Origin of the sequence: Serratia sp. X10 (genome assembly GCF_017811775.1) — a bacterium.
Taxonomy (GTDB): Bacteria; Pseudomonadota; Gammaproteobacteria; order Enterobacterales; family Enterobacteriaceae; genus Serratia; species Serratia ureilytica.
This window is the reverse complement of sequence record NZ_JAEIOH010000001.1, coordinates 85,387-108,158: the sequence shown is the minus strand read 5'-3', so window position 1 is coordinate 108,158 and position 22,772 is coordinate 85,387. Positions and strand designations below refer to the sequence as shown.

18 protein-coding genes are annotated in these 22,772 nt (G+C 58.6%); 2 read left to right on the top strand and 16 right to left on the bottom strand.

What is annotated here, in order from left to right; all coding sequences use genetic code 11:
- Positions 1-43 precede the first annotated feature (43 nt).
- From mukB to cmoM, 4 genes are read right to left on the bottom strand one after another with little or no spacing between them, the layout of a single operon-like run.
- Complete coding sequence (mukB, locus tag J9788_RS00480) at positions 44-4,492, bottom strand: chromosome partition protein MukB (protein WP_046897083.1); 4,449 nt, start codon at positions 4,490-4,492, stop codon at positions 44-46.
- The gene (gene mukE / locus J9788_RS00475) at positions 4,489-5,217 is read right to left on the bottom strand and encodes a chromosome partition protein MukE (protein WP_046897082.1); all 729 of its coding nucleotides are present in this window, start codon (positions 5,215-5,217) and stop codon (positions 4,489-4,491) included. The genes mukB and mukE overlap by 4 nt, the downstream gene beginning before the upstream one ends.
- Complete coding sequence (gene mukF, locus J9788_RS00470) at positions 5,198-6,520, bottom strand: chromosome partition protein MukF (protein ID WP_004928228.1); 1,323 nt, start codon at positions 6,518-6,520, stop codon at positions 5,198-5,200. The genes mukE and mukF overlap by 20 nt, the downstream gene beginning before the upstream one ends.
- Entirely contained in the window at positions 6,517-7,302 is a 786-nt protein-coding gene (cmoM, locus tag J9788_RS00465) for a tRNA uridine 5-oxyacetic acid(34) methyltransferase CmoM (RefSeq protein ID WP_046897081.1), read from the bottom strand. The genes mukF and cmoM overlap by 4 nt, the downstream gene beginning before the upstream one ends.
- Before the next feature lie 152 nt (positions 7,303-7,454).
- Between cmoM and elyC the strand changes: the two genes are divergently transcribed.
- The gene (gene elyC / locus J9788_RS00460) at positions 7,455-8,228 is read left to right on the top strand and encodes an envelope biogenesis factor ElyC (RefSeq protein ID WP_042784114.1); all 774 of its coding nucleotides are present in this window, start codon (positions 7,455-7,457) and stop codon (positions 8,226-8,228) included.
- A gap of 8 nt (positions 8,229-8,236) precedes the next feature.
- Here the strand turns inward: elyC and J9788_RS00455 are convergent, their stop codons facing one another.
- The 6 genes from J9788_RS00455 to J9788_RS00430 form a co-directional block, all read right to left on the bottom strand.
- On the bottom strand, positions 8,237-9,133 hold the full coding sequence (locus tag J9788_RS00455) for a YcbJ family phosphotransferase (protein WP_182264792.1): 897 nt from the start codon (positions 9,131-9,133) through the stop codon (positions 8,237-8,239).
- Positions 9,134-9,282: 149 nt separating this feature from the next.
- A complete protein-coding gene (kdsB, locus tag J9788_RS00450; RefSeq protein WP_033642567.1) occupies positions 9,283-10,032 on the bottom strand; it encodes a 3-deoxy-manno-octulosonate cytidylyltransferase in 750 nt (249 codons plus the stop codon).
- On the bottom strand, positions 10,029-10,211 hold the full coding sequence (locus J9788_RS00445; RefSeq protein ID WP_004928237.1) for a Trm112 family protein: 183 nt from the start codon (positions 10,209-10,211) through the stop codon (positions 10,029-10,031). The genes kdsB and J9788_RS00445 overlap by 4 nt, the downstream gene beginning before the upstream one ends.
- Before the next feature lie 297 nt (positions 10,212-10,508).
- Complete coding sequence (locus J9788_RS00440; protein WP_046897079.1) at positions 10,509-11,735, bottom strand: winged helix-turn-helix domain-containing protein; 1,227 nt, start codon at positions 11,733-11,735, stop codon at positions 10,509-10,511.
- Positions 11,736-11,848: 113 nt separating this feature from the next.
- Positions 11,849-12,070, bottom strand: a complete 222-nt coding sequence (locus J9788_RS00435) for a cold-shock protein (RefSeq protein WP_004928241.1) — start codon at positions 12,068-12,070, stop codon at positions 11,849-11,851.
- A 223-nt stretch (positions 12,071-12,293) separates the two neighbouring features.
- A complete protein-coding gene (locus tag J9788_RS00430; protein WP_004928244.1) occupies positions 12,294-12,503 on the bottom strand; it encodes a cold shock domain-containing protein in 210 nt (69 codons plus the stop codon).
- A gap of 525 nt (positions 12,504-13,028) precedes the next feature.
- On the opposite strand from J9788_RS00430, the gene J9788_RS00425 reads away from it, so the two are divergent.
- The gene (locus tag J9788_RS00425; protein WP_046897078.1) at positions 13,029-14,435 is read left to right on the top strand and encodes a VOC family protein; all 1,407 of its coding nucleotides are present in this window, start codon (positions 13,029-13,031) and stop codon (positions 14,433-14,435) included.
- A 2-nt stretch (positions 14,436-14,437) separates the two neighbouring features.
- On the opposite strand, the gene lpxK is transcribed toward J9788_RS00425, so the two are convergent.
- The 6 genes from lpxK to cmk all read right to left on the bottom strand — a co-directional run bounded on the left by lpxK (position 14,438) and on the right by cmk (position 22,642).
- Positions 14,438-15,418 (bottom strand): tetraacyldisaccharide 4'-kinase, encoded by a 981-nt coding sequence (lpxK, locus tag J9788_RS00420; RefSeq protein ID WP_182264793.1) that lies wholly within the window; start codon positions 15,416-15,418, stop codon positions 14,438-14,440.
- Positions 15,418-17,166, bottom strand: coding sequence for a lipid A ABC transporter ATP-binding protein/permease MsbA (msbA, locus tag J9788_RS00415; protein ID WP_021504329.1), 1,749 nt, complete (start codon positions 17,164-17,166; stop codon positions 15,418-15,420). Before msbA ends, lpxK begins: the two co-directional genes overlap by 1 nt.
- A gap of 35 nt (positions 17,167-17,201) precedes the next feature.
- Complete coding sequence (locus J9788_RS00410) at positions 17,202-19,478, bottom strand: ComEC family protein (protein ID WP_370576318.1); 2,277 nt, start codon at positions 19,476-19,478, stop codon at positions 17,202-17,204.
- 269 nt (positions 19,479-19,747) lie between these two features.
- Positions 19,748-20,032: an integration host factor subunit beta gene (gene ihfB, locus J9788_RS00405; RefSeq protein ID WP_004928264.1), complete on the bottom strand. Its 285-nt coding sequence runs from the start codon at positions 20,030-20,032 to the stop codon at positions 19,748-19,750.
- Positions 20,033-20,094: 62 nt separating this feature from the next.
- Positions 20,095-21,768, bottom strand: coding sequence for a 30S ribosomal protein S1 (gene rpsA / locus J9788_RS00400; protein WP_004928267.1), 1,674 nt, complete (start codon positions 21,766-21,768; stop codon positions 20,095-20,097).
- A 184-nt stretch (positions 21,769-21,952) separates the two neighbouring features.
- Positions 21,953-22,642 (bottom strand): (d)CMP kinase, encoded by a 690-nt coding sequence (gene cmk / locus J9788_RS00395; protein WP_004928270.1) that lies wholly within the window; start codon positions 22,640-22,642, stop codon positions 21,953-21,955.
- Positions 22,643-22,772 lie beyond the last annotated feature (130 nt).

Genomic DNA, 22,772 nt, shown 5'->3' with positions numbered 1-22,772 from the left:
CCCTGCGGCGGCTATTTTCGGATTTTTAGGGCGTTTTTCTGCGTTACGGCGTTTCGACCGGCGCAGTGCCCAGCGCCGGCGGCTCGCTGGCGAAACCGCGCAGCCCCACCACGTGCACATGCTCGTGGTTCTGGAACACCTTACGCACCAGTTTATAGGTGGTGCCCTTCTCAGGACTGATGTTTTCCGGCGCCGCGATGATCAGCTGCATTTCCAGACGGTCACACAACTCGAACAGCGTGGCGATCGATTTGGCATCCAGACGCGCCGCTTCATCGAGGAACAGCAAGCGACATGGCGAGATGTCTTTACCGCGCAGGCGGCGGGATTCTTCTTCCCAGCTCTGCACCACCATCACCAGAATTGACATCCCGGTACCGATGGCTTCACCGGTAGACAAGGCGCCGCTTTCCGCACGCAGCCAGCCGTCGGAGCCACGGTACACTTCCACTTCCATCTCCAGGTAGTTGCGGTAGTCCAGCAACTCCTCACCGATGGTCTGCGGCGTGCGCTGCCCCATATCGATCTGCGGATTCAGACGCTGATACAGCTTGGCCAACGCTTCGGAGAAGGTCAGGCGGTTGCTGTTGAACAGATCCTGATGCTGTTCCTGCTGCTCGGAAAGCACGTCCAGCAGGGTGGCGTGCGCTTCTCGCACGTTGACGTTCAGACGGACGCTCTTCACCTGGCCGAAAGCAACGGCCTGCAGCCCCTGGTTCAGCATGCGAATGCGGTTCTGTTCGCGCTGAATGGTTTTGCGAATAATGTTGGCCACGCTTTTCGAACTGATCGCCAGCTTCTGCTCACGCGCGGTCAGCTCTTCAGTCAGACGGCCCAGCTCAATCTCCATCTGCTCGATGGCCTCGACCGGATCGTCGGTACGGATGATGTCCTGGCGGATACGCTCGCGCAGGTGCTGGTAGACCGCGATATAGAACTGAATTTTACGCTCCGGCCGCTTCGGATCTTCCGACAGACGCAGCACGTCGCGCAGGTGTTCGTTGTCCGCCACCGCCAGACGCAGCGCGCCGAGCGCCTTATCCGACATCGAGCGCAGCTCGTCGCCATCCATATACGCCAGTTCGCGGCGATGCAGGCGGCGTTCCACGCCGTTGTCTTTCACCAGACGCATCACCGCGCACCAGCCCGCCTTGGCGGTCACCACCTGCTCGCGCAGCTGATGGTAGTCGCGTTCCAGCTTACGCAGTTTCTTCTGCAGGCCATCCATTTCGGCTTCGCAGAAGGTCAGCTGTTTCTCCAACTGATTGCGGCGAGCGCGGTTGTTGCTCAGCGCCGCATGCAGCTCGTCGCGGCGCTGGCGCGCGCGCGCTTCCGCGTTGGCGTCGGCCTGCACGCCGATATCCACCAGCTCCTGGCTCAGCTCTTTCAGCATGTCGCGCTTGGCGTCATACGAGCTTTTCAGCGAGGCCAGCACCTGGCTGTATTGGGTGAACTGGGTTTGATATTGACGCAGCTGCTCACGGGCGCGGGCGCGTTCGGCTTCCGCCTGTTCCAGACGCTGGCGCAGCTTGTCGTTGAGATCGTTGTTGGCATTCTGCATGCCGGCGGAGTCGGTATAGCTGAAGTGCGCGCGACGCTGCACCACTTCTGTCAACGCGAACGCCTGCTGTTTGGCCTGACGCTGCACGCTTTGCGCCTGCGCGTAGTCCTGCTGCAGCTGTTCATGCTGCTGCGGATCGCTCTGCAGCACCGACAGCAGCGGCTCCAGTTTGGTCAGTGACACCCCGTGCTGTTGAATGTGGCGCGCGGCGTCCTGCGCTTCTTCCAGCTCTTCACGGATCTCGTCGACGCGGTCCTGCAGCGTTTCATCGTTCAGCAACGACACCAGCGGCATCAGGCGGTTGAGCGCGGAAATGCCCTCTTTGGCCTGCTCGTACTGCTGGCGCTGCTGCTGATTCTGCGCTTCGTGATTGTTCAGCGCACGCTCGATCTCGCCGCGACGGGCGTTCAGATTGCGGATCTCCGCTTCCGGATCAGCGTCGAACGCCACCGCCAGATGGGTGCCGATAAAGCGGCTGAAGGCCTGATGCGAACGCTGGGTTTTCTGCACGTCGAACGACAGCGTGGCATAGCGCTCCGCCAGCGTTTCACGCTCGGCATGCAGCACTTCCAGGCGGTTTTCGCGCGCCGCGCGGCCGAACAACGGCACTTCCGGGTAACGGGAATAACGCCACTGGCGATCGGCGATCTTCACCACCACCGCTTTGTCCTGCTCTTCGACGGCGAATACGCTGTCATCGAACGACTGCGGATCCCCTTCGATCAGGTAGAGATCTTCCGGGCAATCTTCCAGCCCTTCCAGCATTTCGCGCACCAGCGACAGATCCGGCACCACGATGGCGTGGCGCGAAGGGCCGTACAGCGCCGAGAAGTAAGGCGCGTCGTCGATGGTGACGTCATCGTAAATTTCCGACAGCAACACGCCGCCGAAACGTTCGGCCAAGGTGACCAGGCGTTGATCTTCCGCGCCGCCCGGCTGGCTGAGACGTTCGATCTGCGCTTCCACTTCGCGCTTGCGGGCCGCCACCTCGTCGCGCTCGACGGTGGTTTCACGCTCGCGCTCCAGCAGTTGCTGCATGTATTCGGTCACCTGCTGGCTGTTTTCCAGCGGCTCTCCGCTCTGATCGCTGAGCTGGCTCAGGGCGTCCTGCGCCGCCAGCCAAACGGGCGCACGCGCCGTCAGCTCACGGATGCGCTGCTGGATCTGCTCCAGCTCCTGGCGCATCTCCATGCGGCGTTCGCCGGCTTCGCTGACGTTCTGCGACAGCGCTTCCAGGCGCTCTTCCAGCTCCTGCTGCAGCATGTCGAGATCGTCCGGCTGGTACTCCTGACCATGGCGTTTGCAAAATTCTTGCAGCAGGCGCTCGGCGTCCTGTTGCGAGCGCAGGCGCTGTTCCAGTTCGCTCAGGCGCAGTCGCAGCGGCTGAACGCGCTCGGCGAGGTGTTGCTGCGAAGGCCAGTCGCGCAGCAATTCGCGCGCACACTGCCAGGCTTCGCTGCGGCTGACCTGGCCGGCGATTTTACCCACCAGCTGATAGGCCTGCTCGAACTGGCCGTGCGCAGCGTCGGCCACGCTCAGCTTCTGCTCCAGCATCAGCAGCGCTTCGGTCGCCTCCTGCTCGCGAGCCTGGAAGGTGTCCAGCCACTGTTCGGCGTTCTCGGCGGTCAGGTCCGGCAATTGGCACAGCGCGCGCGCGCGCTCCAACGCCTGCAGCGCCTGTTGGTACTGAATGGCGCGGGTCTGCTGCACGTCAAGCGCCTGCTGGTAGTCGGCCAGCTGGCTCTTCAGCTCGTCCACTTCCAACTCGGCCGCTTCGGCGCGCGCTTCGTTCTCGGCCTGCTGCTCGCTTGCCTCGGCCACCACTTCGTTCTGCTCTTCCAGACGGTAGGTCAGCTCTTCCAGATCGGCTTCATAGCGTTCGATCTTCTCCTGCTGACGCATCGCCGTCTGCACCAGGTTCAGGTGGTCGCTGGCGGCCTGGTAATCGGTTTCCAGATCGGATTCGGCGCCGCTCTGCTCGCTCAGCTCACGCGCCATTTCCACATGGCGATACTGTTCGGCAGCCAGCTGCTTACGGCTGCCCAACAGATCGCTGCGCAGCGCCAACGCGCCGTCCAGGTGGATGCGGCGTTCGTTGGCGTGGCGCATATAGTCCGCCGCCACATAGGAGGTGGCCTCGGAGATCAAATGCTTGAACAGGTCGCGATCCGACTGGGTGACGCGGATCGCTTCCAGCGTCATGCGGTTTTCGCGCAGCGCCGCTTCCATGTCCTGGAACGCCTTGCGCACGCCGCTGTTTTCTGGCAGCAGGTAATCGCGCAGCGAGCGGGTGATGGCGCTGGAGATGCCGCCGTACAGCGACGCTTCAATCAGACGATAGAATTTGCTGCGATCGGCTGACGAACGCAGACGTTTCGGGATCACGCCCAGATCGAACATCAGCGAGTGGTAATCGGTGATCGAGTTGAACTGCTTGAACTGCACGCCTTCCATCTCTTCCACGCGCTCTTTCAACTCTTGCAGCGACAGCACGCGCGCCTGGCGCTCACCCACGGTCTGGGTCAGCAATTCAGTCGGCTGTACCGCGGTCGGCAGGCCCTGGATGGTGAAAGGTTTGATATCGACCTTGCGATCGCGCCCCGCCACCTGCTGCAGACGCACGCCAACCACCACGCGCTGGTGGCGCGAGTTGACGACGTCGAGGGTGGAGTAACATACGCCGGCGCGCAGCTTGCCGTGCAGGCCCTTGTCGCGCGAACCGCTGGTGGCACCCGCTTCGGTGGTGTTACGGAAGTGCAGCAGCGTCAGATCGGGGATCAGTGCGGTGACGAAGGCCGCCATGGTGGTGGATTTCCCCGCCCCGTTCCCGCCGGACAGCGTGGTCACCAGCTCATCGAGATCAAAGGTGCGGGCGAAGAAGCCGTTCCAGTTAACCAGCGTCAGCGAGCGAAATTTACCGCGTTCAATCATTCCTGTTCATCCTCTGCACCGTCAGGAGCGTTATCAACCTGCTGATCCTCAGCGTCATTCTCATCGTTAAGCGACAGGCTGGTTTCAACCGGCATCGCCTCGCCGTCGCGAATCATGCGCAGCTGCGCTTCACGCGGATCGTCGCCGCTGCGCACGTCGGCGCCGAAGCGGAACACCGCCTCGGTAATACGGAACTTGCTGCTGTCATTGCCCATGAAATAGACCATGCCGAGGCGGCGCAGACGGTTGAGCGAGGTGCGCACCTTCTCGTGCAGCTTCTGCCGATCGAGATCCGAACCGGTGGAGCGCTGGTTGACGAACTTGAGCAGCTTGTTCTCATCCGCCAGGCTCAGCAGTTCATCGTACAGCTCCTGCTGGCTGAAAATGCCTTCGTGCGCCAGGCGCTCGGGGCTGAGATACAGGTAGCACAGGATCTTGCCGACCATCATATCCAGCTCGGACAGCACCGAACGCGGGATCAGCGTGGTGGAGCGCGGGCGCAAATAGAAGAAACCTTCCGGCGCCCGAATCAGCTCGACGCTGTAACGGTTGTAAAACTCTTCCAGCTCATCCTGGAAATCCATTAAAAAGGCGTGGTTGTCCAGCTCATCGATACCGATGTGACGACCCGCGCGCAGTTGGCTGTCCAGCGCCGGGAACAGCGAGTTGGACAACGCTTTGGCCAGCTTGACTGGCATTACTTGTTCAATATTTGTCGATGACATGGGCCTGGACCTTGGCTCCGTAATCATTGATTGCCTGCCATTCCGCCGGCAACCCTGAGAAATCTGCTTCAGCCACACCGAGGCGCACTGCCTGGTCGACCACTAAACGTGCCACGTCGAAATGACGCGCACGCGGATATTGCGCCAGGTAATCGCGCATCACCGCTGCAAGGTTGAGCGGCATCTGCTGTTCCTGGTACACCTTCAACGCCTCTTCGATCATCGCCGCCAGCTGTTCGCGAATCTCGCTGAACTCTTCGAACTCCAGATCCGGCGGCAGTTCCCCGGTCACTTCCTCGCTGCGCAGCGCCAGTTCTTCGTCGCGCATGTCCAGCAGACGATCGGCATTGGCATGAGTCAGCGCCCACGGGTGGTCGAAATAGGTTTGCACCGACTGGCGCAGGCGTTGGGCGAACACGCGGTTTTTATCCATATCGATAGCGGTACGGATAAATTTGTGCACGTGACGATCGTAGCCGATCCACAGGTCGATCGCCTGCTGGCCCCAGCTGATGATGCGATCCAGCTTGCTCTGCAGATCGAACACCAGCTTGTCGACGAAGCCGAGCTCCACGTTGCCGAGGGTTGCGTCCTGGATGCGCAGCAGATTGGCCTGCAGCTTGTCGCCCGCCGCATCCAGCGTATCCTGCAGTTCGCGCAGGGTGCCTGAGGTTTCCGACAGCAGCATTTCGCAGCTGGAGATCGCCGCCCGCCAGTCTTTGCTCAGCAGCGCCGCGATGTCGTTTTTCACGCTCTGCTGCTGCTCGTCCATTACGCGTTGCGTCATGTCGATGCTGTCGAAGATTTCCGCCACCGAATATTTCAACGGCGCGAACACGTTGCGGTGCCAATGGAAATCGTCGCCGCCCTCGTCGGCGGCATCGGCGGCGCGCTTCAGTTCCTGCGCCACGATCGACAGCTGCATCGACAGACGCAGCGTGGAGAATTCGCGTTGGCGAATATAGTAATCGGTAATGCCGATACCCAGCGGCGTCAGGCGGTAAATCGCGTTACCGTCCGCCAGTTCGCTGGTAAAGCGGTTCAACAGGCGCTGGCGCACCATGTCGTTGATCGCATTGTTGGCGCGCATCGCCACCGTTTCATGCGTCTGTTCAAAACCCTTGCTGACATGGCGAAATGCATCAACCAGCTCACCTTCGCTCATCTCGCCGTCCAGCCGTTCGCCATTCAGGGTGGCGATAGCGAGCAGAAATGCGAGACGCTCCGTAGGGAGCGAAATAGAGAAATCATTTTTCCGTGCCCAGGCGACCAGTTCGGGTACTGTCTGGGAAAATTCACTCATAGTTCGTCCTTCAGGTTTGGTTTATGCGCCATGACGTGAATATAGCGCCCCAAACTCACGTACGGCTCCTGCCGGCAATAGTGCTGTTCAAGCGCCAGTAACTCTTCAAATTTTTGGGTTTGCAGCTGTCTGCTCTGCAGATAGTCGTGGAACACCCGCACGCCGGTTTTGCCGCTGATGCGCATGCCCAGCTGTTCCAGCCAGCCGTAGACCAATAGCGGATCGTGCGGATATTGCGGCGACAGCGAACGCTTGCGGCGCCGTCTGACCTCGGGATCCACCAATTGGAAGTTACCCAACACCACGTTACGCATCAAGAGGCCGTTGGCGTTGAAGAACATCAGCGACAGCGCGCCGCCCGGCGCCAGACAATCGCACAACGCCTGCAGCGCCGCCACGGGTTCAGCGATCCATTCAAGCACTGCATGAAACAATATCAGATCAACCGGCTGTTCCAAATGTTGAGCGATATCCTGCGCAGAACTTTGTACGAATTGCATGTTCTGGCTCACACCTTTCTGCTCCGCCAGCTGCGCGGCGCGCTGGATCATCTCACCAGAAAGATCGCACAACAACACCTGATGTCCTAATTCTGCCAGTTGGCAAGCCATATGGCCTTCACCGCCCCCGGCATCGAGGATGCGCAGCGGCCGCTGCGGCAACTGGGCCAGCAGCCCGGTCAGATCCTGCCAAACCACCGCCTGGCGGATTTTTCCTTTCGTGGTGCCGTAAATATTACGCGCAAATTTTTCAGCAATATCGTCAAAATTACGATCCTGCATGGACAACGGCTCCGCTGATCTCAGTCTTGTCGGCGGCAAAGCGCACGCCCATTCAAACCTGCTATTTTGGCACAGACTGGCTTAGAATGTATCTTCTTGCGGCCTGTTTATGCCTGGATGCCGTTTTTTCACTCAAAAGGATCTGATTTTCGATGCTGTTCAACCTGAAAAAGTTCTTTGGCGCTCTGCTGATGCCGCTGCCGCTGTTGATGCTGCTGATGGGGCTGGCGCTGCTGCTGCTGTGGTTCACCCGCTGGCAAAAAAGCGGTAAGACGATTTTCACGCTGAGCTGGCTGTTTTTACTGCTTTTCAGCCTGCAACCGGTGGCCGACCGCCTGCTGCGGCCGATCGAAGCCGAATACCAGACATATCGCGGCAACGATGCGGTCAGCTACATCGTGGTGTTGGGCGGAGGCTATACCTACAATCCCGACTGGGCACCCAGCTCGAACCTGCTCGGCAACAGTCTGCCGCGCGTGACGGAGGGCGTGCGGCTCTACCTGGCGCACCCTGGCGCCAGGATGGTGTTTACCGGCGCGCCCGGCGGACGCATGCAGAGCAACGCCGCCACGGCAGCGCTGGTCGCGGAAAGCCTGGGCGTGCCGCGCAGCGACATGGTGATCCTGGGGGAACCGCGCGATACCGAGGAAGAAGCCGCTCAGGTAGCCAAGTTGGTCGGCGAACACCCCTTCCTTCTGGTGACTTCCGCCAACCATCTGCCGCGCGCCATGCGTTTCTTCGAGGCTAAGGGCCTGCACCCGATCCCGGCCCCGGCCAACCAATTGGCGATCGACTCGCCGCTGAATATCTGGGATCGCGCCACGCCGTCGTCAATGTTCCTCGGCCATACCGAGCGCGCCTGGTATGAAACGCTGGGTAGCCTATGGCAGCGGCTGAAAGGCGCGGATAGCGCCGGCGCCGAGTAAGACCCCGTTCAACCGGCCAGCCAGGGCAGCAGCTGTTGCGATGCATAGTCGAACGGCTGCCGCTCCAGCTTGCCGGTATGGATCAAACGCCCTACAGCTTCCCACACCACGTACAGCCAGCGCCGCGCCAGGAAAGCGTCGGCGACCGGCGCCCGCTGCAGATAGCTGAACAGCAGTTGACTGGGCATGCCCGCCTCGCAGAGGCGGAAAAGATCGTATTCGCGCGGTGCCCACAGCACCACGCCGGGATTCAGCATCGCCAGCAGCTGATCGGTTTTGGGATCTTTCAACATGCTGCGCAGCGACAGGTTACCGTGCACCAGGACGCAGGGATCGTCGAAACCGACGAAGAAATGGGTCAGCGCTTCGCGCGTGCGGTACAGCAAACGCCGATCCTCCATGGTCAGCTGCGGGGTAGTGAGATTGACCACCGTCGCCCACAGCACTTCGACCCGCTGTTGATACCAGCAAAACCAGTCATTCTCCTGCGTACTGTCAACGGTGCCGACGCTGCCATGGCTGTCGATGCGGTGCCAGGCCAACATCCCGTCAACGATCTGCTCCATCAACATGTTCCAGCGATCCGGCGAACGCGTTGGCGCTTCGGCCGACACGCCGCGCAGGCGCTCGATAAGCAGGATTTCCTTATACGGCGCCTGATGGGTGCACACCACGCCGTACACCGTGGGCAGACGAATATCTCCGTCGCGCGCCAGCATCGACAGCTTGTACGCCTCTTGCTGGGCGATGCCCTGGCAGATAAAGCTTTTCGCCATCAGCGGCATGGCGTTGCCCTGCCGATCGTACAAGGAATACATATACGCATAAGGCTGTTCGCTCACCCGCTCCAGCCGGCTGATGGACTCACCCAGCACAATGCTCAGTTCGGCGCGTAACTGCTCCATAAAGCATTCACCTCAGGCTAATAAGGGAGATGCGTAACATCATCGAACGGTGAGCGGAAAAATACTTCAACGCAGATCAACAAAACGGGGATCAGATAGGGGGGTATTGCATCGTCGACGCGTTGCGCGGCGCGCCGACGAACTCAGGCTCAGGGTTGAATACTGTCGCGCACGCGCTGGAGATCTTCCGGCGTATCGACCCCCACGCTCGGGACCGCTTTCGCGACCGCCACGTGGATTTTTTCACCGTACCACAGCACGCGCAGCTGCTCCAACAACTCGATTTGCTCCAGTTGGCTCGGCGCCCAGCTGACGTAGCGGCGCACGAAGCCCGCGCGGTATGCGTAGATGCCGATATGACGCAGCAGGCTGTCGCCGATGCTCTCCTTCGACGCGGCGAAACGCTCGCGATCCCAGGGAATGGTGGCGCGCGAGAAGTAGAGCGCGTAGCCCTGAGCATCCATCACGACCTTCACCGCGTTGGGGTTGAAAGCCTCTTCGGCGCTGTCGATCGGCACCGCCAACGTCGCCATGCCGGCCTGGCTGCCCGCCAGGTTTTCCGCCACCTGCCGCACGATAACGGGTGGGATCAGCGGCTCATCGCCCTGCACGTTAACGATGATCTGGTCGTCGGCAAAGCCGTAGTGCGCGATCACTTCCGCCAAACGCTCGGTGCCGGAATGGTGATCCGGGCTGGTCATGCACACTTCGCCGCCGGCGGCTTCCACCGCTTTGGCGACTTCAGGGTGATCGGTCGCCACGATGACGCGGCTGGCGCCGGACTCACGGGCGCGTTCCATCACGTGCACCACCATCGGCTTGCCGTGAATATCGGCCAGCGGTTTGCCCGGCAAACGGGTTGAGGCGTAGCGGGCGGGAATAATAGCGATAAAACTCATGCGTGCTTCTCGTCCAGCGACAGCGCACGCGCTTCATTTTCCAACAATACCGGAATGCCGTCGCGCAGCGGGTAAGCCAACCCGTCCGCTTTGCACACCAGCTCCTGGTTTTCTTTATTGAAATAGAGTTTGCCGTTGCATACCGGGCAGGCAACGATTTCGAGTAAACGGTGGTCCATGCATCCTCCGCAAGGGGATAGGTCATCTGGGAAGGCTGTGAGGATAGCATAACGCCCGGCCTCAGGTTAATCATCGGCGGCGCCAAGCCGCCGATATTTCCTCATGGCGCCCGCGCAACGGCTTGAACTGCGGCGCCACACGGCGTAGAATTTTGTGATTGAAATCACAAAAAAGACTGTAATACGTGATCAAACGTCTGCATAAAATCATCGCTCTGTTCGCTAACTTCAGCCACTGAGCCCCCTTTGTAACGAGCGGCGCTTAACTTCGTTTTACCCCACCGACGGCGTCGCTCGTTATCCCACTTCCCAGCCGGCTCCCCATTCAGCGGCCAACGCCGCCGGAATGTCGCCCAGCGCAACGCGTTGCGCGCCGTGCCAATGAGCCGTGCGCGCGATGGCTTGCCGGATATCTTGCGTTCGCTGTTTGCCGAAGCGCACCTGCGGCTCCGCATGGAAACTGATGATCTCGAAGATGCCCTGGCGTCGGTGCGCCTTGGCATCAATCCGCCCCACCAGGTCGCCTCGATGCAGCACCGGCAACGTGAAGTAACCGTAGCGGCGTTTTTCTTTCGGCGTGTAACACTCCAGCCGATAGTCAAAGTTGAACAGCTCCAGCGCCCGACGACGATCCCACACCACCGGATCAAAAGGCGACAACAGGCTGGTGACCGTCGATTTGAGTTTGCCCTGCTCCGCCAGCGGCAGCAGTTCCACCAGTGATTCATGCACATAAAACGGCCCTTCCAGCCCCTCGACCCGCACCGGCGTAATCTCGCCCTGCTCCTGCAGCGCTACCAGCAAGTCTTTTGGCGCCACGCGCTTCAGCCGATAGTAGTCCGCCAACCACTCGGCGCGGAAAATGCCCAGATAGCGGCAGGTGCGGCACAGCATCTGCCGGCGCGCCTGCTCCACGGGCAGCGCATGCCGCGCATCGTCCCAGGCCGGCAGCAGCCTTTCGGTCAGATCGTAAACCCGGTGGAAGTTGCGACGTTCGGCCACCATCAGCTTGCCGGCGGTAAACAGGATCTCCAGATGCCGTTTCTCTGGTTTCCAGTCCCACCACCCGCTGTTGCCCTTCTTCTCGGCGCTGAAATCCGCGGAGCGCACCGGCCCCTGTTGTTCGATGTGCCGCAGCAAGTTGTCCATCGCGGTCTGGTGCTGCTGCACCCAGTCGGCGGAGTATTTCCAGCCCATATCATGCGGCGCCAGCATGCGGTGGCGCAGCAGACCAAAATCTTCGATCGGCAGGAAACAGGCCTCGTGCGCCCAATACTCGAACAGCTTGCGGCCGGCGAGCGCCTGCTCAAGCCACTCCGGCTGATAGGCTCCCAAACGGCTGAACAGCACCAGATACGGGCTGCGAGCAACGACGCTAATGGTATCGATTTGTAACAGCCCCATGCGCCGGATCGCACTCACGACGTCATCGGGCCGAGCCTGGCGTTTAAGCGGAGAAAGCAGCCCCTGTGCGGCAAGGTGCAGCGCGCGAGCGGCGGTAAGGGAAATGGTCGGGGTGGTCATCCTGATATCCGTGGCGAATAGGCAATGGCCTGATAATAGTGGATATCGCGGGATTTATCTTCGCCAGTGCTTGCGGGTGGCGACACCGGCACTGGCGAGGAAGGAGGATGCGATCAGAACGCGATAACGTCTGCCGCGGACAGCCCATGCGAGCTGCGATAGATCGAGAACTCAACGTTCTGACCTTCGTTCAACGACTTATTTTTGGTGTTGGCGATAGCGTTGCGATTGACATAGATTTCGTCGCTGCCATCTACCGGTGAAATAAAACCATAGCCTTCGGCCTGATTAAACCATTTCACACGGCCCATTTTTAACACAGTATTTTTAAACATAACTGATATCCTTTTACTTGAGCATCCTTGACAACGTCATTTTTTATATTGTCTGGACGCTACCAGCCCATCCTAAAGTTTTTCGTAACAAACCTCTCGTGAGCAAAAAATTAAAAAACCCGCACTAAGGCGGGCTTGTTGAACTTAATATCTTCCGCATGACTCAGCGCTGAAGCGTCACCATGGTTGTATTAAGATCTCTTTATACGCGTTCCCTGTCTTCTTACAGAGCAACTACGTTGGCGGCAGCCGGCCCGCGCGGGCTGTCCTGGATGGTGTACTCGACGCGCTGGCCTTCAGCCAGGGTCTTGAAACCGTCGGTCATGATTGCGGAGAAGTGTACGAATACATCTTTGCCGCCATCGTGCTGCTCAATGAAACCAAAACCTTTGCTTTCGTTGAACCACTTAACTTGACCCGTCTTCTTAGACATTACTTTTACCTTTAAATATATTTACAAAATCTGCCATAAGAGGCAATTGCGGCCATTTCAGAAACATTACTTATGGGAGGTACTTAGAAGGTTCGTCTTTGAAGCGGAATCGGATGATAACGTTTTTGGAGGAACTGCTTAACTCTAAACTCGAACATAAATAGGTCTGGATTACAGGCCGACTTGCATTTACTCATAAAAATGGTGAATACACAAGGGGTTTATTGCATTAAATTCATAAATGCGCCGAATTTATTTTTATCCCCCTGAATATACATGACTTAATTTAACGCTCGCCGCGGCCGATCCATCGCGTTCCTCTCCTCACCGGAGCATCATTTGTCCGTCCGTGCGCTGCAAATGAGAGCTAACGCATAAAACTCTAATATGCTTGCCACGTCTATAACAAATCCCAAATCAGATGGCTAAACTTGAGGGGAAAACAAGGCAGACGGCTTTTTCGCCAGCACTTTTGCCGCTAAAAACACGATTTTTCAGATTATGCTGAATCAAGGAGCTATGCGCATGACCGCCCAGCAGTTCGTTTCACCTAATGAAATCCGCGCCAGATTCTCTCACGCGATGTCGGACATGTACCAAAAGGAGGTACCGCTGTACGGCGATCTGCTGGAACTGGTGGCGGAAACCAACCGACAGGTTCTGCGCGAAGATGCCGCACTGGCTCATCAACTGCAAATCACCGGCGAGATCGAACGCCTTGCGATGGAGCGCCACGGCGCGATCCGGGTCGGCACGGCGGACGAACTGGCCACCCTGCGCCGTCTGTTCCAGGTGATGGGCATGGCGCCGGTCGGTTACTATGATCTGTCGGTGGCGGGCGTTCCCGTCCACTCGACCGCCTTTCGCGCCGTACACGAAGACGCCCTGCAAATCAGTCCGTTCCGCGTGTTTACCTCCCTGCTGCGCCTGGAGCTGATAGAAGATCCCGCGCTGCGTGAGCTGGCTGAGCGCTTGCTGGCGCGCCGCCGCATCTTTACCGATCGCGCGTTGGAACTGATCGCGCTGCAGGAAGCGCAAGGCGGGCTGAATGAGGTGCAGGCGCAAGAATTTGTCGAACAAGCGCTGGAAACCTTCCGCTGGCACAACCGGGCGACGGTCAGCGCCGAAGAATACCGGCAGTTGCACGATCAGCATCGCCTGATCGCCGACGTGGTGGCGTTTAAAGGGCCGCATATCAATCATCTGACACCCCGCACGCTGGATATCGATCGCGTTCAGCAGGCGATGCCCGCACGCGGCATTACGCCCAAGGCGGTCATCGAGGGCCCGCCGCGTCGCCGTCGCGCGATCCTGCTGCGCCAGACCAGCTTCAAGGCGCTGGAAGAACGCGTCGATTTCGTCGAGCATGACGGCCACGTCGTCGCCGGTCATCATACCGCGCGCTTCGGCGAGATCGAACAGCGCGGTGTGGCGCTGACGACTAAAGGAAGAGAACTCTACGACCGTCTGCTGAAGGCCACCAACGATGCGCTGCAGGCGCCGCCGAACGAGAAAAATGCCGAACGCTATTATCAGCTGCTGGAAGAAAACTTCCGGGAGTTTCCGGATGATTACGCCACGCTGCGCGAGCAACAGCTGGCTTGGTTCCGCTATTTCCCGACCGAATGCGGCCTGGCGGCCAAAGAATCACTGGATAAGCACAGCACCCTGGAGCAACTGATCGAGAAAGAACACGTTCGCTTCCAGCCACTGGTGTATGAGGATTTTCTGCCGGTCAGCGCGGCGGGGATTTTCCAATCGAATCTGGGGGACAGCCGCCATACACAGTACAATGCGGCGTCAAGCCGGGCAGCGTTTGAACAAGCATTGGGCAGTGAGGTGATCGACGAGCTGGCGCTGTATCAGCAAACCCAGCAGCGCTCGCTGGAAGCCTGCGCGCAAGCCTTGGGGCTTGTCACGCTGGCATCCTGAGATTACTTAGACAGCAGGGACTCGATATCCTGCAGCAGTTGCTCAGCCTGAGCGGACGGCAGCACCGCATCAACCGGTAGATACCACCAATTGGGCTGGGCAAAGGCGCGACACTTCACCGCGTCTTTCTCCGTCATCAACAGCGTTTGATCTGCATTAACCAACGCCGCCAGCTGCGCCTGCTGATATTCCTGATGATCGGCAAACGCCACTTCCTGAACGACTTCGACGTTCAACTTTTCCAACGTCGCGAAGAAACGCGGCGGATGGCCGATACCCGCCATCGCCACCACGCGCGGCAGCTCGGCCGCCGGGCGACGTTCACCGCTCAGCAGGTTCACCGCATCACGCGCCTGCAGACGCATGGCAATTTCCCCGGCCTGGGCCACGCCGCCATTGGCGACGCGCGCATCGACACTGCCAAGCCGCGCAGCGCGCTCGCGCATAGGCCCGGCCGGCAACCACCAGCCGTTACCGAACCGACGCACACCGTCGATGACCACCAGCTCGAAGTCACGCTGTAAAGCGTAGTGCTGCAAACCGTCGTCGGTGATGATCACATCCAGCGGCTGTTGTCGCAGCAGGGCCTGCACCGCCTCAGCTCGCTTGGGCGCGATCGCCACAGGCGCACCGGTACGTTGATAAATCAGCACCGGCTCATCGCCCGCCTCGCGGGTCGACGTATTCTGACCGAGCACCAGCGGATAAACCGCCGACTTGCCGCCGTAGCCGCGTGACACCACGCCAACGCGATAGCCCCGTTGTTGCAGGTGTTCCACCAGCCAAATCACCATCGGCGTTTTACCGTTGCCGCCGGCGGTGAGGTTACCCACCACCACTACCGGCACCGGCGAACGCCAACTTTTACGCAGGCCGCAGCGGTAACTGAGACGGATCAGCCAACTGAACAAGCCATAAAGCCACGAGAGCGGCAATAGCGCCAGATAAAGCAACGAACCGCCGGACCAGATGCGCTCAATCATTATTGACCAAACTGCATGCGGTGCAGCTGCGCATAGGCGCCCTGCCGCTCAAGCAACTCGGCGTGTTCACCGCGTTCGACGATGCGGCCGTCCTCCACCACCAGGATCTCGTCCGCCTTCTCAATGGTCGACAGACGGTGCGCGATCACCAGCGAAGTGCGGTCTTTCTGCAGCTCGTCCAGTGCGGCCTGAATGGCACGCTCGGATTCGGTATCCAGCGCAGACGTCGCCTCATCCAGGATCAGGATCGGGCAATCGCGCAGCAAAGCACGCGCGATGGCAATGCGCTGGCGTTGGCCGCCGGACAGCATCACGCCGTTTTCACCGATCACCGTATCCAGACCGTTTTCCATCTTGTTGATGAAGTCCATCGCGTACGCCATTTCCGCCGCTTTCTCAATCTGCTCGCGGCTGTATTCGCTCTCGCGCGCATAGGCGATGTTGTTGGCGATGGTGTCGTTGAACAGGTGCACGTTTTGTGAAACCAGGGCCACCTGATTGCGCAGCGAGGCCAGGGTATATTCACGCAGATCGTGGCCATCCATCAGGATTTCGCCTTCCTGAATATCGTAGAAGCGCGTCAGCAGGTTGGCGATGGTGGATTTACCCGAACCGGAACGGCCCACCAGCGCGACGGTTTTGCCTTCGGCGATTTTCAGGTTGATATCACGCAGCGCCGGCGTTTCCTTGGCCGGGTAGTAGAAGGTGACGTTGCGGAATTCGATATCGCCTTTCGCACGCTTCACTTCGCGGGTGCCGGTATCTTTTTCCTGTTCCATATCCAAAATGGAGAACAGCGTCTGGCACGCCGCCATCCCGCGTTGGAACTGGGCATTGACGTTGGTCAGCGACTTCAGCGGACGCATCAGCGCAATCATCGACGAGAACACCACGGTAATGGTGCCGGCGGTCAGGGTTTCCATCACGCTTGGGAAGCTGGCGGCAAACAGCACGAACGCCAGCGCCAGCGAAGCGATCAGCTGAATGATCGGATCGGAAATCGAAGACGCGGAAACCAGCTTCATGCCTTGCTGACGCATGCGGTTGCTGACCGAATTAAAGCGCTCGGTTTCCACCTGCTGGCCGCCGAAGATCAGCACTTCTTTATGGCCTTTCAGCATCTGTTCGGCGCTGGTGGTCACCTGCCCCATCGTGTTCTGCATGTTTTTGCTGATGTTGCGGAAACGCTTGGACACCAGGCGAATGGCAATGGAGACGATCGGCGCCAGCACGATCAGGATCACTGACAGCTGCCAGCTGTAATAGAACATCATGATGAACAGGCCAATGATCGAAGCCCCTTCGCGCACCACGGTCACCAGCGCGCTGGAAGAGGAGGAAGCCACCTGTTCGGAATCATAGGTAATGCGCGACAACAGGGTCCCGGTGGACTGTTGATCGAAGAAGGCCACCGGCATTCTCATCATGTGGCCAAACAGGCGGCGGCGCATCTGCATCACCACCATGCCGGAAACCCAGGAAATGCAGTAGCTTGAAACAAAGCTGGTTACGCCGCGCATCAACATCAGCGCGATGACGGCCAACGGCATCCACACCAGCACGCTGCTGTCGGTTTTTCCAAACCCATCGTCCAATAGCGGTTTAAGCAGAGACAGCATCAGCGTGTCCCCCGCTGCGTTCATAATCAACGCAATGGCGGCTACAATCAGCCCGGTCTTAAAAGGAGTGATCATCGGCCAGAGTCGACGGAATGTCTGCCAGGTCGAGAGATCTTTATCATTCATCATGCAAATACCAGCATCGGAAGAAATAGCGGCCTATTTTACTCATTATCACCCTCTACGCCAAACCGCTGATGGTACCAACGGGGCATTAATTGTTCGCGAAAGCCTTTAATTTGCCAATCGTTGTCGAAAAAAAGTACCGATAACTGGCCGGAGCGCGTCGTATCGCGCCATATAATGCCATTTGCCCGGTATCTGGCGACCACTTTACGCGCCGGCAAACGCCATTTGTTGTAACGAGATGCTGACGCCAATGCCGCCTGAGGATTAACCGCGCGCAGAAACGGCGGCGTGGAAGAGGTTCGGCTGCCATGATGCCCCACCTGCAACACCGTCGCCGCCAAGCGATCGCGCCGCAATCGGAGCAGCTGCGCCTCCGCCTTTTTTTCCGCGTCGCCGGTAAGCAGCAGGCTGTGTTTCCCGTCGTCGATACGGATCACGCAGGAGTCGTCATTGACCGGCCTTTTACGCGTTTTCGGCGGCCACAGCACTTCGAATTGCAACCCCTGCCAGCGCCAGCGCTCACCGGCGACGCAGGGCAAGTGCCCCTCCCCTCGCATCGGGCTGCGTATCGTAGCCCCTGGAAACGCCCGTCGCACCGTCGGCAGGCCACCGGTATGATCGAGATGATCATGGCTGATAATGATCTGTTCCAATTCAATCCCCCGCCAGTTCAACATTGGCAAAATATGCCGTTCGGCGGCGCTGCCGCCCGGCCAACGATCGCCGGTATCGTACAGTATTCCCTTGCCGTTTCGCTCAATGACCACCGCCAATCCGTGCCCGACATCGAGCATATCGACTCGCCAGCGGTATCCCGGCTCTTTTTCCCTCCACAGCACACAGCATATCGCTATCGTCGCCAGCCCCGGTGCATAACGCCACCACCAATGAAAGCGCCAACAGACGACGATGAGCCACCCCGCCGCGCTGGCCAGCAGCGAGGCGGCCCCCAGATCCACCCAACCGCGTTGCAGGTAATGCAGCGGCACAAACACCCAGTGCAGCGTTACGTCCGCCAGCCACCATAGCCCGTAGCTTAACGAGGGAAAGAAGCCAAATATCACCGCCAGCAAAATCAGCGGCACCGTCACCAATGAGACAATAGGTACCGCCCACAGATTGGCGGGTAGCGAGGTCAACGTCAGGCCCAGAAACAGCGCGGCCTGCATCGGCACCAGCAGCAGCGTCATGCCGAGCTGAATATGCAGCCAGCGCACCGGCGCCCAATACCAGGCCGACCGGAATCGCTCACCGAGCGGCGCCCATTCAAACCAAAAAATCAGGCAACCTACCGCCAGCACCGATAGCCAGAAACTGTCTGACAATACCGCCAGCGGATCGCACAGCAAAATCAGCCCGATACACCATAGCCACACCTGCCAGGAAGAACAATGAACGCCGCGCAGGCGCAGCAACATCCACAATGTCATGGCCAACACGGTACGCACCGCCGGCGGCTGGGCACCCACCAACCAGACATAGATCAGCGTCGCCACCCAGCCCGCGACCAGGGGAAAACGATAGCCAATCAGATGGGAGGGAAGAAAAAACTGCAGCGCCCGCAGCGCAGCCCAGAACAAAATGGCGACCATCGCCACATGAAGCCCTGAAATAGCCATTAAGTGCGCAATGCCGGTTTTCAGCATCAGCGTGCGTAAAGGCTGTTCCAGCGCGGTTCGCTCCCCAAACGCCAGCGCCAGCAATACCGCCTTGTAACGCAGCTCACCGATGTTGGTTTCCGCATGGCTGATTATGCGCTGACGCAGGCTACAATCGCCATCCAACAAACGGGCCTGCCTGACCAGGCCCGTCAACGGCTGGCGCTGTGCGATCGCCCAACGTTGGCTGTCGAAGCCCCCTTCATTGAGCTTGCCGTGCACCGGCCGCAAGCGCAGTTTCAATTGCCAACGCTGCCCGGCGCACAGCCGCTGCTGTTCCGGAGCCCATAGCGTGGTAAACGTCAATGCAGGCGCCAGCCAATGGCCATCGATCCGCTCGATACGCATCAGCGTCTGCTTGCTGGCGGCCGGATTCAACGCGATGCTGCTTACCTGCACCACCGCCGTCACTTCCGGCCCGCGGCTCAAACGCTCCATTTGCCCGATCAGGCTTCCGGCGTTGAAAACCGCCCACGCGAACCCCAACCCCAGGCAGGCCAAATAACGGCAGAGTGGCCTGCGCGTGCGCAGCAGTAAACAGACAACAAGCAAGAGCGGCCACAGCTGCCATTGCTCAGGCAATTGCGGTAAAACCAACAGCGGCAGGATGCCGCAGATAACGGCGAATATCGCCAGATCCAGCGAAATTTTGATCGCTTTTCTCCCATCGGCTCCGCCATGAGCAAAGACGCGTCACGGCAAGCAAGCAGGATCATTCAGGCGACACGTCGCCGCCAGCGGGCTTTAACGAAGATGCGCTGAACATGGCAGGATAAGAGAGATCTATGCAGGAGCCACATCGTCAATGCGGCGCAGTACGCAACTCACGAGCGTATCGCGGAGAATTGCAGGCGAAAAAAACGGCGCCTTACAGGCACCGTTTTATATTCTTTTCAAGCAACAACGCTATGAGCAGTCAGCGACTAGCCATAGATATTGGCGCGGTCACGCAACTCTTTGCCTGGTTTGAAGTGAGGAACGTACTTGCCGTCCAGCTCAACTTTGTCACCGGTTTTCGGATTGCGGCCTACACGCGGGGCACGGTAGTGAAGAGAAAAACTGCCGAATCCGCGGATCTCAATGCGTTCGCCCTCGGCCAGCGTAGCGGCCATGTGCTCAAGCATCTCTTTCACTGCATCCTCAACGGCCTTCGCCGGAATATGAGATTGCTGGCCAGCAAGTCTTTCAATAAGTTCAGACTTGGTCATAGTACCTCCAAGCTTTGCAGCTAAACTACCGTATCGGGGCGGTCAGAGACCGCCCCCCGTCATTACTCGCCTTTAGCCGCTTTGAAAGCTTCAGCCATTGCGTTAGAGAAGTTGCCTTCTTCCTGTTTGTTGTTAACAGTTGCGATGGCGTCTTTCTCGTCAGCTTCGTCCTTAGCACGTACGGACAGGCTTACAACGCGGTTCTTACGGTCAACGCCGGTGAATTTAGCTTCAACTTCGTCACCTACGTTCAGAACCAGAGTTGCATCTTCAATGCGGTCGCGAGAGGCTTCAGATGCACGCAGGTAACCTTCTACGCCGCCTGCCAATTCAACTGTAGCACCTTTGGCGTCAACTGCAGTGACTTTACCAGTAACAATAGCACCTTTCTTGTTCATAGACAGGTAGTTATTGAACGGGTCTTCAGCCAGTTGCTTCACGCCCAGGGAGATACGCTCGCGCTCTGCGTCAACTTGCAGAACAACCGCAGCGATTTCGTCGCCTTTCTTGTATTCACGTACTGCTTCTTCGCCTGCAACGTTCCAGGAGATGTCAGACAGGTGAACCAGGCCGTCGATGCCGCCGTCCAGGCCGATGAAGATACCGAAGTCAGTGATAGACTTGATTTTACCTTCAACGCGGTCGCCCTTGTTGTGGGTCTCTGCGAACTGCTGCCATGGGTTGGATTTGCACTGCTTCAGGCCCAGGGAGATACGACGACGTTCTTCATCGATGTCCAGAACCATCACTTCCACTACGTCGCCCACGTTAACAACTTTGGACGGATGGATGTTTTTGTTGGTCCAATCCATTTCAGAAACGTGTACCAGACCTTCAACGCCTTCTTCGATTTCTACGAAGCAGCCGTAATCAGTCAGGTTGGTTACACGGCCAGTCAGCTTGGTGCCTTCTGGGTAACGTTTCGCGATAGCAACCCATGGATCTTCGCCCAGCTGTTTCAGGCCCAGGGATACACGAGTACGCTCGCGGTCGAACTTCAGCACTTTAACAGTGATTTCATCGCCAACGTTGACGATTTCGCTTGGATGCTTAACGCGTTTCCAAGCCATGTCAGTGATGTGCAGCAGGCCGTCTACGCCGCCCAGATCAACGAATGCACCGTAGTCAGTGAGGTTCTTAACGATACCTTTAACTTCCATGCCTTCCTGCAGGTTTTCCAGCAGTTGATCGCGCTCAGCGCTGTTCTCGGATTCGATAACCGCACGGCGAGAAACGACAACGTTGTTGCGCTTCTGATCCAGCTTGATGACTTTGAACTCAAGCTCTTTGCCTTCCAGGTGCAGAGTGTCACGTACCGGACGCACGTCAACCAGGGAACCTGGCAGGAACGCGCGGATGCCGTTCAGCTCGACGGTGAAGCCACCCTTCACTTTGCCGTTGATAACACCGGTTACAGTCTCAGCTTCTTCGTAGGCTTTTTCCAGCGTGATCCAAGCTTCGTGACGCTTAGCTTTCTCACGGGACAGCAGGGTTTCACCGAAGCCGTCTTCAACAGCATCCAGAGCAACGTCAACTTCGTCACCAACCTGGATTTCCAGCTCGCCCTGGGCGTTTTTGAATTGCTCAGCCGGGATGGCAGACTCAGATTTCAGACCGGCGTCAACCAGTACGATATCTTTGTCGATAGCAACAACGACGCCACGAACGATGGAACCCGGGCGGGTTTCGATTTCTTTTAAGGATTCTTCAAAGAGTTGAGCGAAAGATTCAGTCATGTTGTTAATCTTCAGGGTTCTTTAGTTTAACGTCCATTTAGCGTCCCGCCGAATGGGGTTGTTTCACATACCCCGCCATTGGCTCCATGCCGACAGGGTTTAAGGTTACAGGGGTAAAATTTTACCCGATATATTGCGATACCGCTATGACAAATATGACAAAAAGCCAATAGCGCCGCCGCGCTTATTGCTGCGGCAACGCCAACACTTTCTGTGCATACGTCAACGCCTGCCGGATCACTTCTTCGATCGACATGCTGGTAGAATCCAGTACGAGGGCGTCAGAAGCGGGCACCAGAGGCGCGATAGGCCGATTACGGTCACGGTCGTCCCGTTCCTTTATCTCGGCTAAAAGACGTTCAAAGTTAACATTAAAGCCCTTTTCCTGCAACTGCAGCATGCGGCGGTGCGCGCGCTCCTCCGAGCTGGCGTCGAGGAAAATCTTGACCGGCGCGTCCGGGAACACCACCGTGCCCATGTCGCGGCCATCGGCAATCAGGCCGGGTGCCTCGCGAAACGCGCGCTGGCGGCGCAGCAGCGCCTCGCGCACGCGCGGAAACGCCGCCGCTTGCGACGCGGTGTTACCGACGGTTTCGGTGCGGATCTCATTGCTGACGTCCTCACCTTCCAAAATCACTTGCAGCTTGCCGTCCTGGGCAACGAAGCGAACATCGAGATGTGCGGCCAGCGGAACCAGCGCTTCCTCAGAAGTGATATCCACCTGATGATGCAACGCCGCCAGCGCCAGCACGCGATAGATCGCGCCGGAATCCAGCAAACGCCAACCAAGGGACTCGGCCAACGCTTTACACAGCGTGCCTTTGCCTGCGCCACTTGGTCCATCAACGGTTATCACCGGGGCTGTAGCCGTCATTTCTCTCTCCTTCAGGTAGAAAACCTCACAGAGACACGGCGCGCTTCGACTCGAAGCCCGGGCGCTCTGTCACCTGCCCAATCAGGGGCAAATACGGTGGCGTATTATACGCTGCCCTACGGCGATCTGT

Coding starts and splice junctions, on each gene's coding strand:
- J9788_RS00455 (WP_182264792.1), bottom strand. CDS start 9,133: ATGGAGCAGTTACGCGCCGAACTGAGCATTGTGCTGGGTGAGTCCATC.
- rpsA (WP_004928267.1), bottom strand. CDS start 21,768: ATGACTGAATCTTTCGCTCAACTCTTTGAAGAATCCTTAAAAGAAATC.
- ihfB (WP_004928264.1), bottom strand. CDS start 20,032: ATGACCAAGTCTGAACTTATTGAAAGACTTGCTGGCCAGCAATCTCAT.
- elyC (WP_042784114.1), top strand. CDS start 7,455: ATGCTGTTCAACCTGAAAAAGTTCTTTGGCGCTCTGCTGATGCCGCTG.
- J9788_RS00440 (WP_046897079.1), bottom strand. CDS start 11,735: ATGACCACCCCGACCATTTCCCTTACCGCCGCTCGCGCGCTGCACCTT.
- mukF (WP_004928228.1), bottom strand. CDS start 6,520: ATGAGTGAATTTTCCCAGACAGTACCCGAACTGGTCGCCTGGGCACGG.
- J9788_RS00430 (WP_004928244.1), bottom strand. CDS start 12,503: ATGTCTAAGAAGACGGGTCAAGTTAAGTGGTTCAACGAAAGCAAAGGT.
- msbA (WP_021504329.1), bottom strand. CDS start 17,166: ATGATGAATGATAAAGATCTCTCGACCTGGCAGACATTCCGTCGACTC.
- J9788_RS00435 (WP_004928241.1), bottom strand. CDS start 12,070: ATGTTTAAAAATACTGTGTTAAAAATGGGCCGTGTGAAATGGTTTAAT.
- lpxK (WP_182264793.1), bottom strand. CDS start 15,418: ATGATTGAGCGCATCTGGTCCGGCGGTTCGTTGCTTTATCTGGCGCTA.
- J9788_RS00445 (WP_004928237.1), bottom strand. CDS start 10,211: ATGGACCACCGTTTACTCGAAATCGTTGCCTGCCCGGTATGCAACGGC.
- J9788_RS00425 (WP_046897078.1), top strand. CDS start 13,029: ATGACCGCCCAGCAGTTCGTTTCACCTAATGAAATCCGCGCCAGATTC.
- mukB (WP_046897083.1), bottom strand. CDS start 4,492: ATGATTGAACGCGGTAAATTTCGCTCGCTGACGCTGGTTAACTGGAAC.
- cmk (WP_004928270.1), bottom strand. CDS start 22,642: ATGACGGCTACAGCCCCGGTGATAACCGTTGATGGACCAAGTGGCGCA.
- mukE (WP_046897082.1), bottom strand. CDS start 5,217: ATGTCATCGACAAATATTGAACAAGTAATGCCAGTCAAGCTGGCCAAA.
- kdsB (WP_033642567.1), bottom strand. CDS start 10,032: ATGAGTTTTATCGCTATTATTCCCGCCCGCTACGCCTCAACCCGTTTG.
- cmoM (WP_046897081.1), bottom strand. CDS start 7,302: ATGCAGGATCGTAATTTTGACGATATTGCTGAAAAATTTGCGCGTAAT.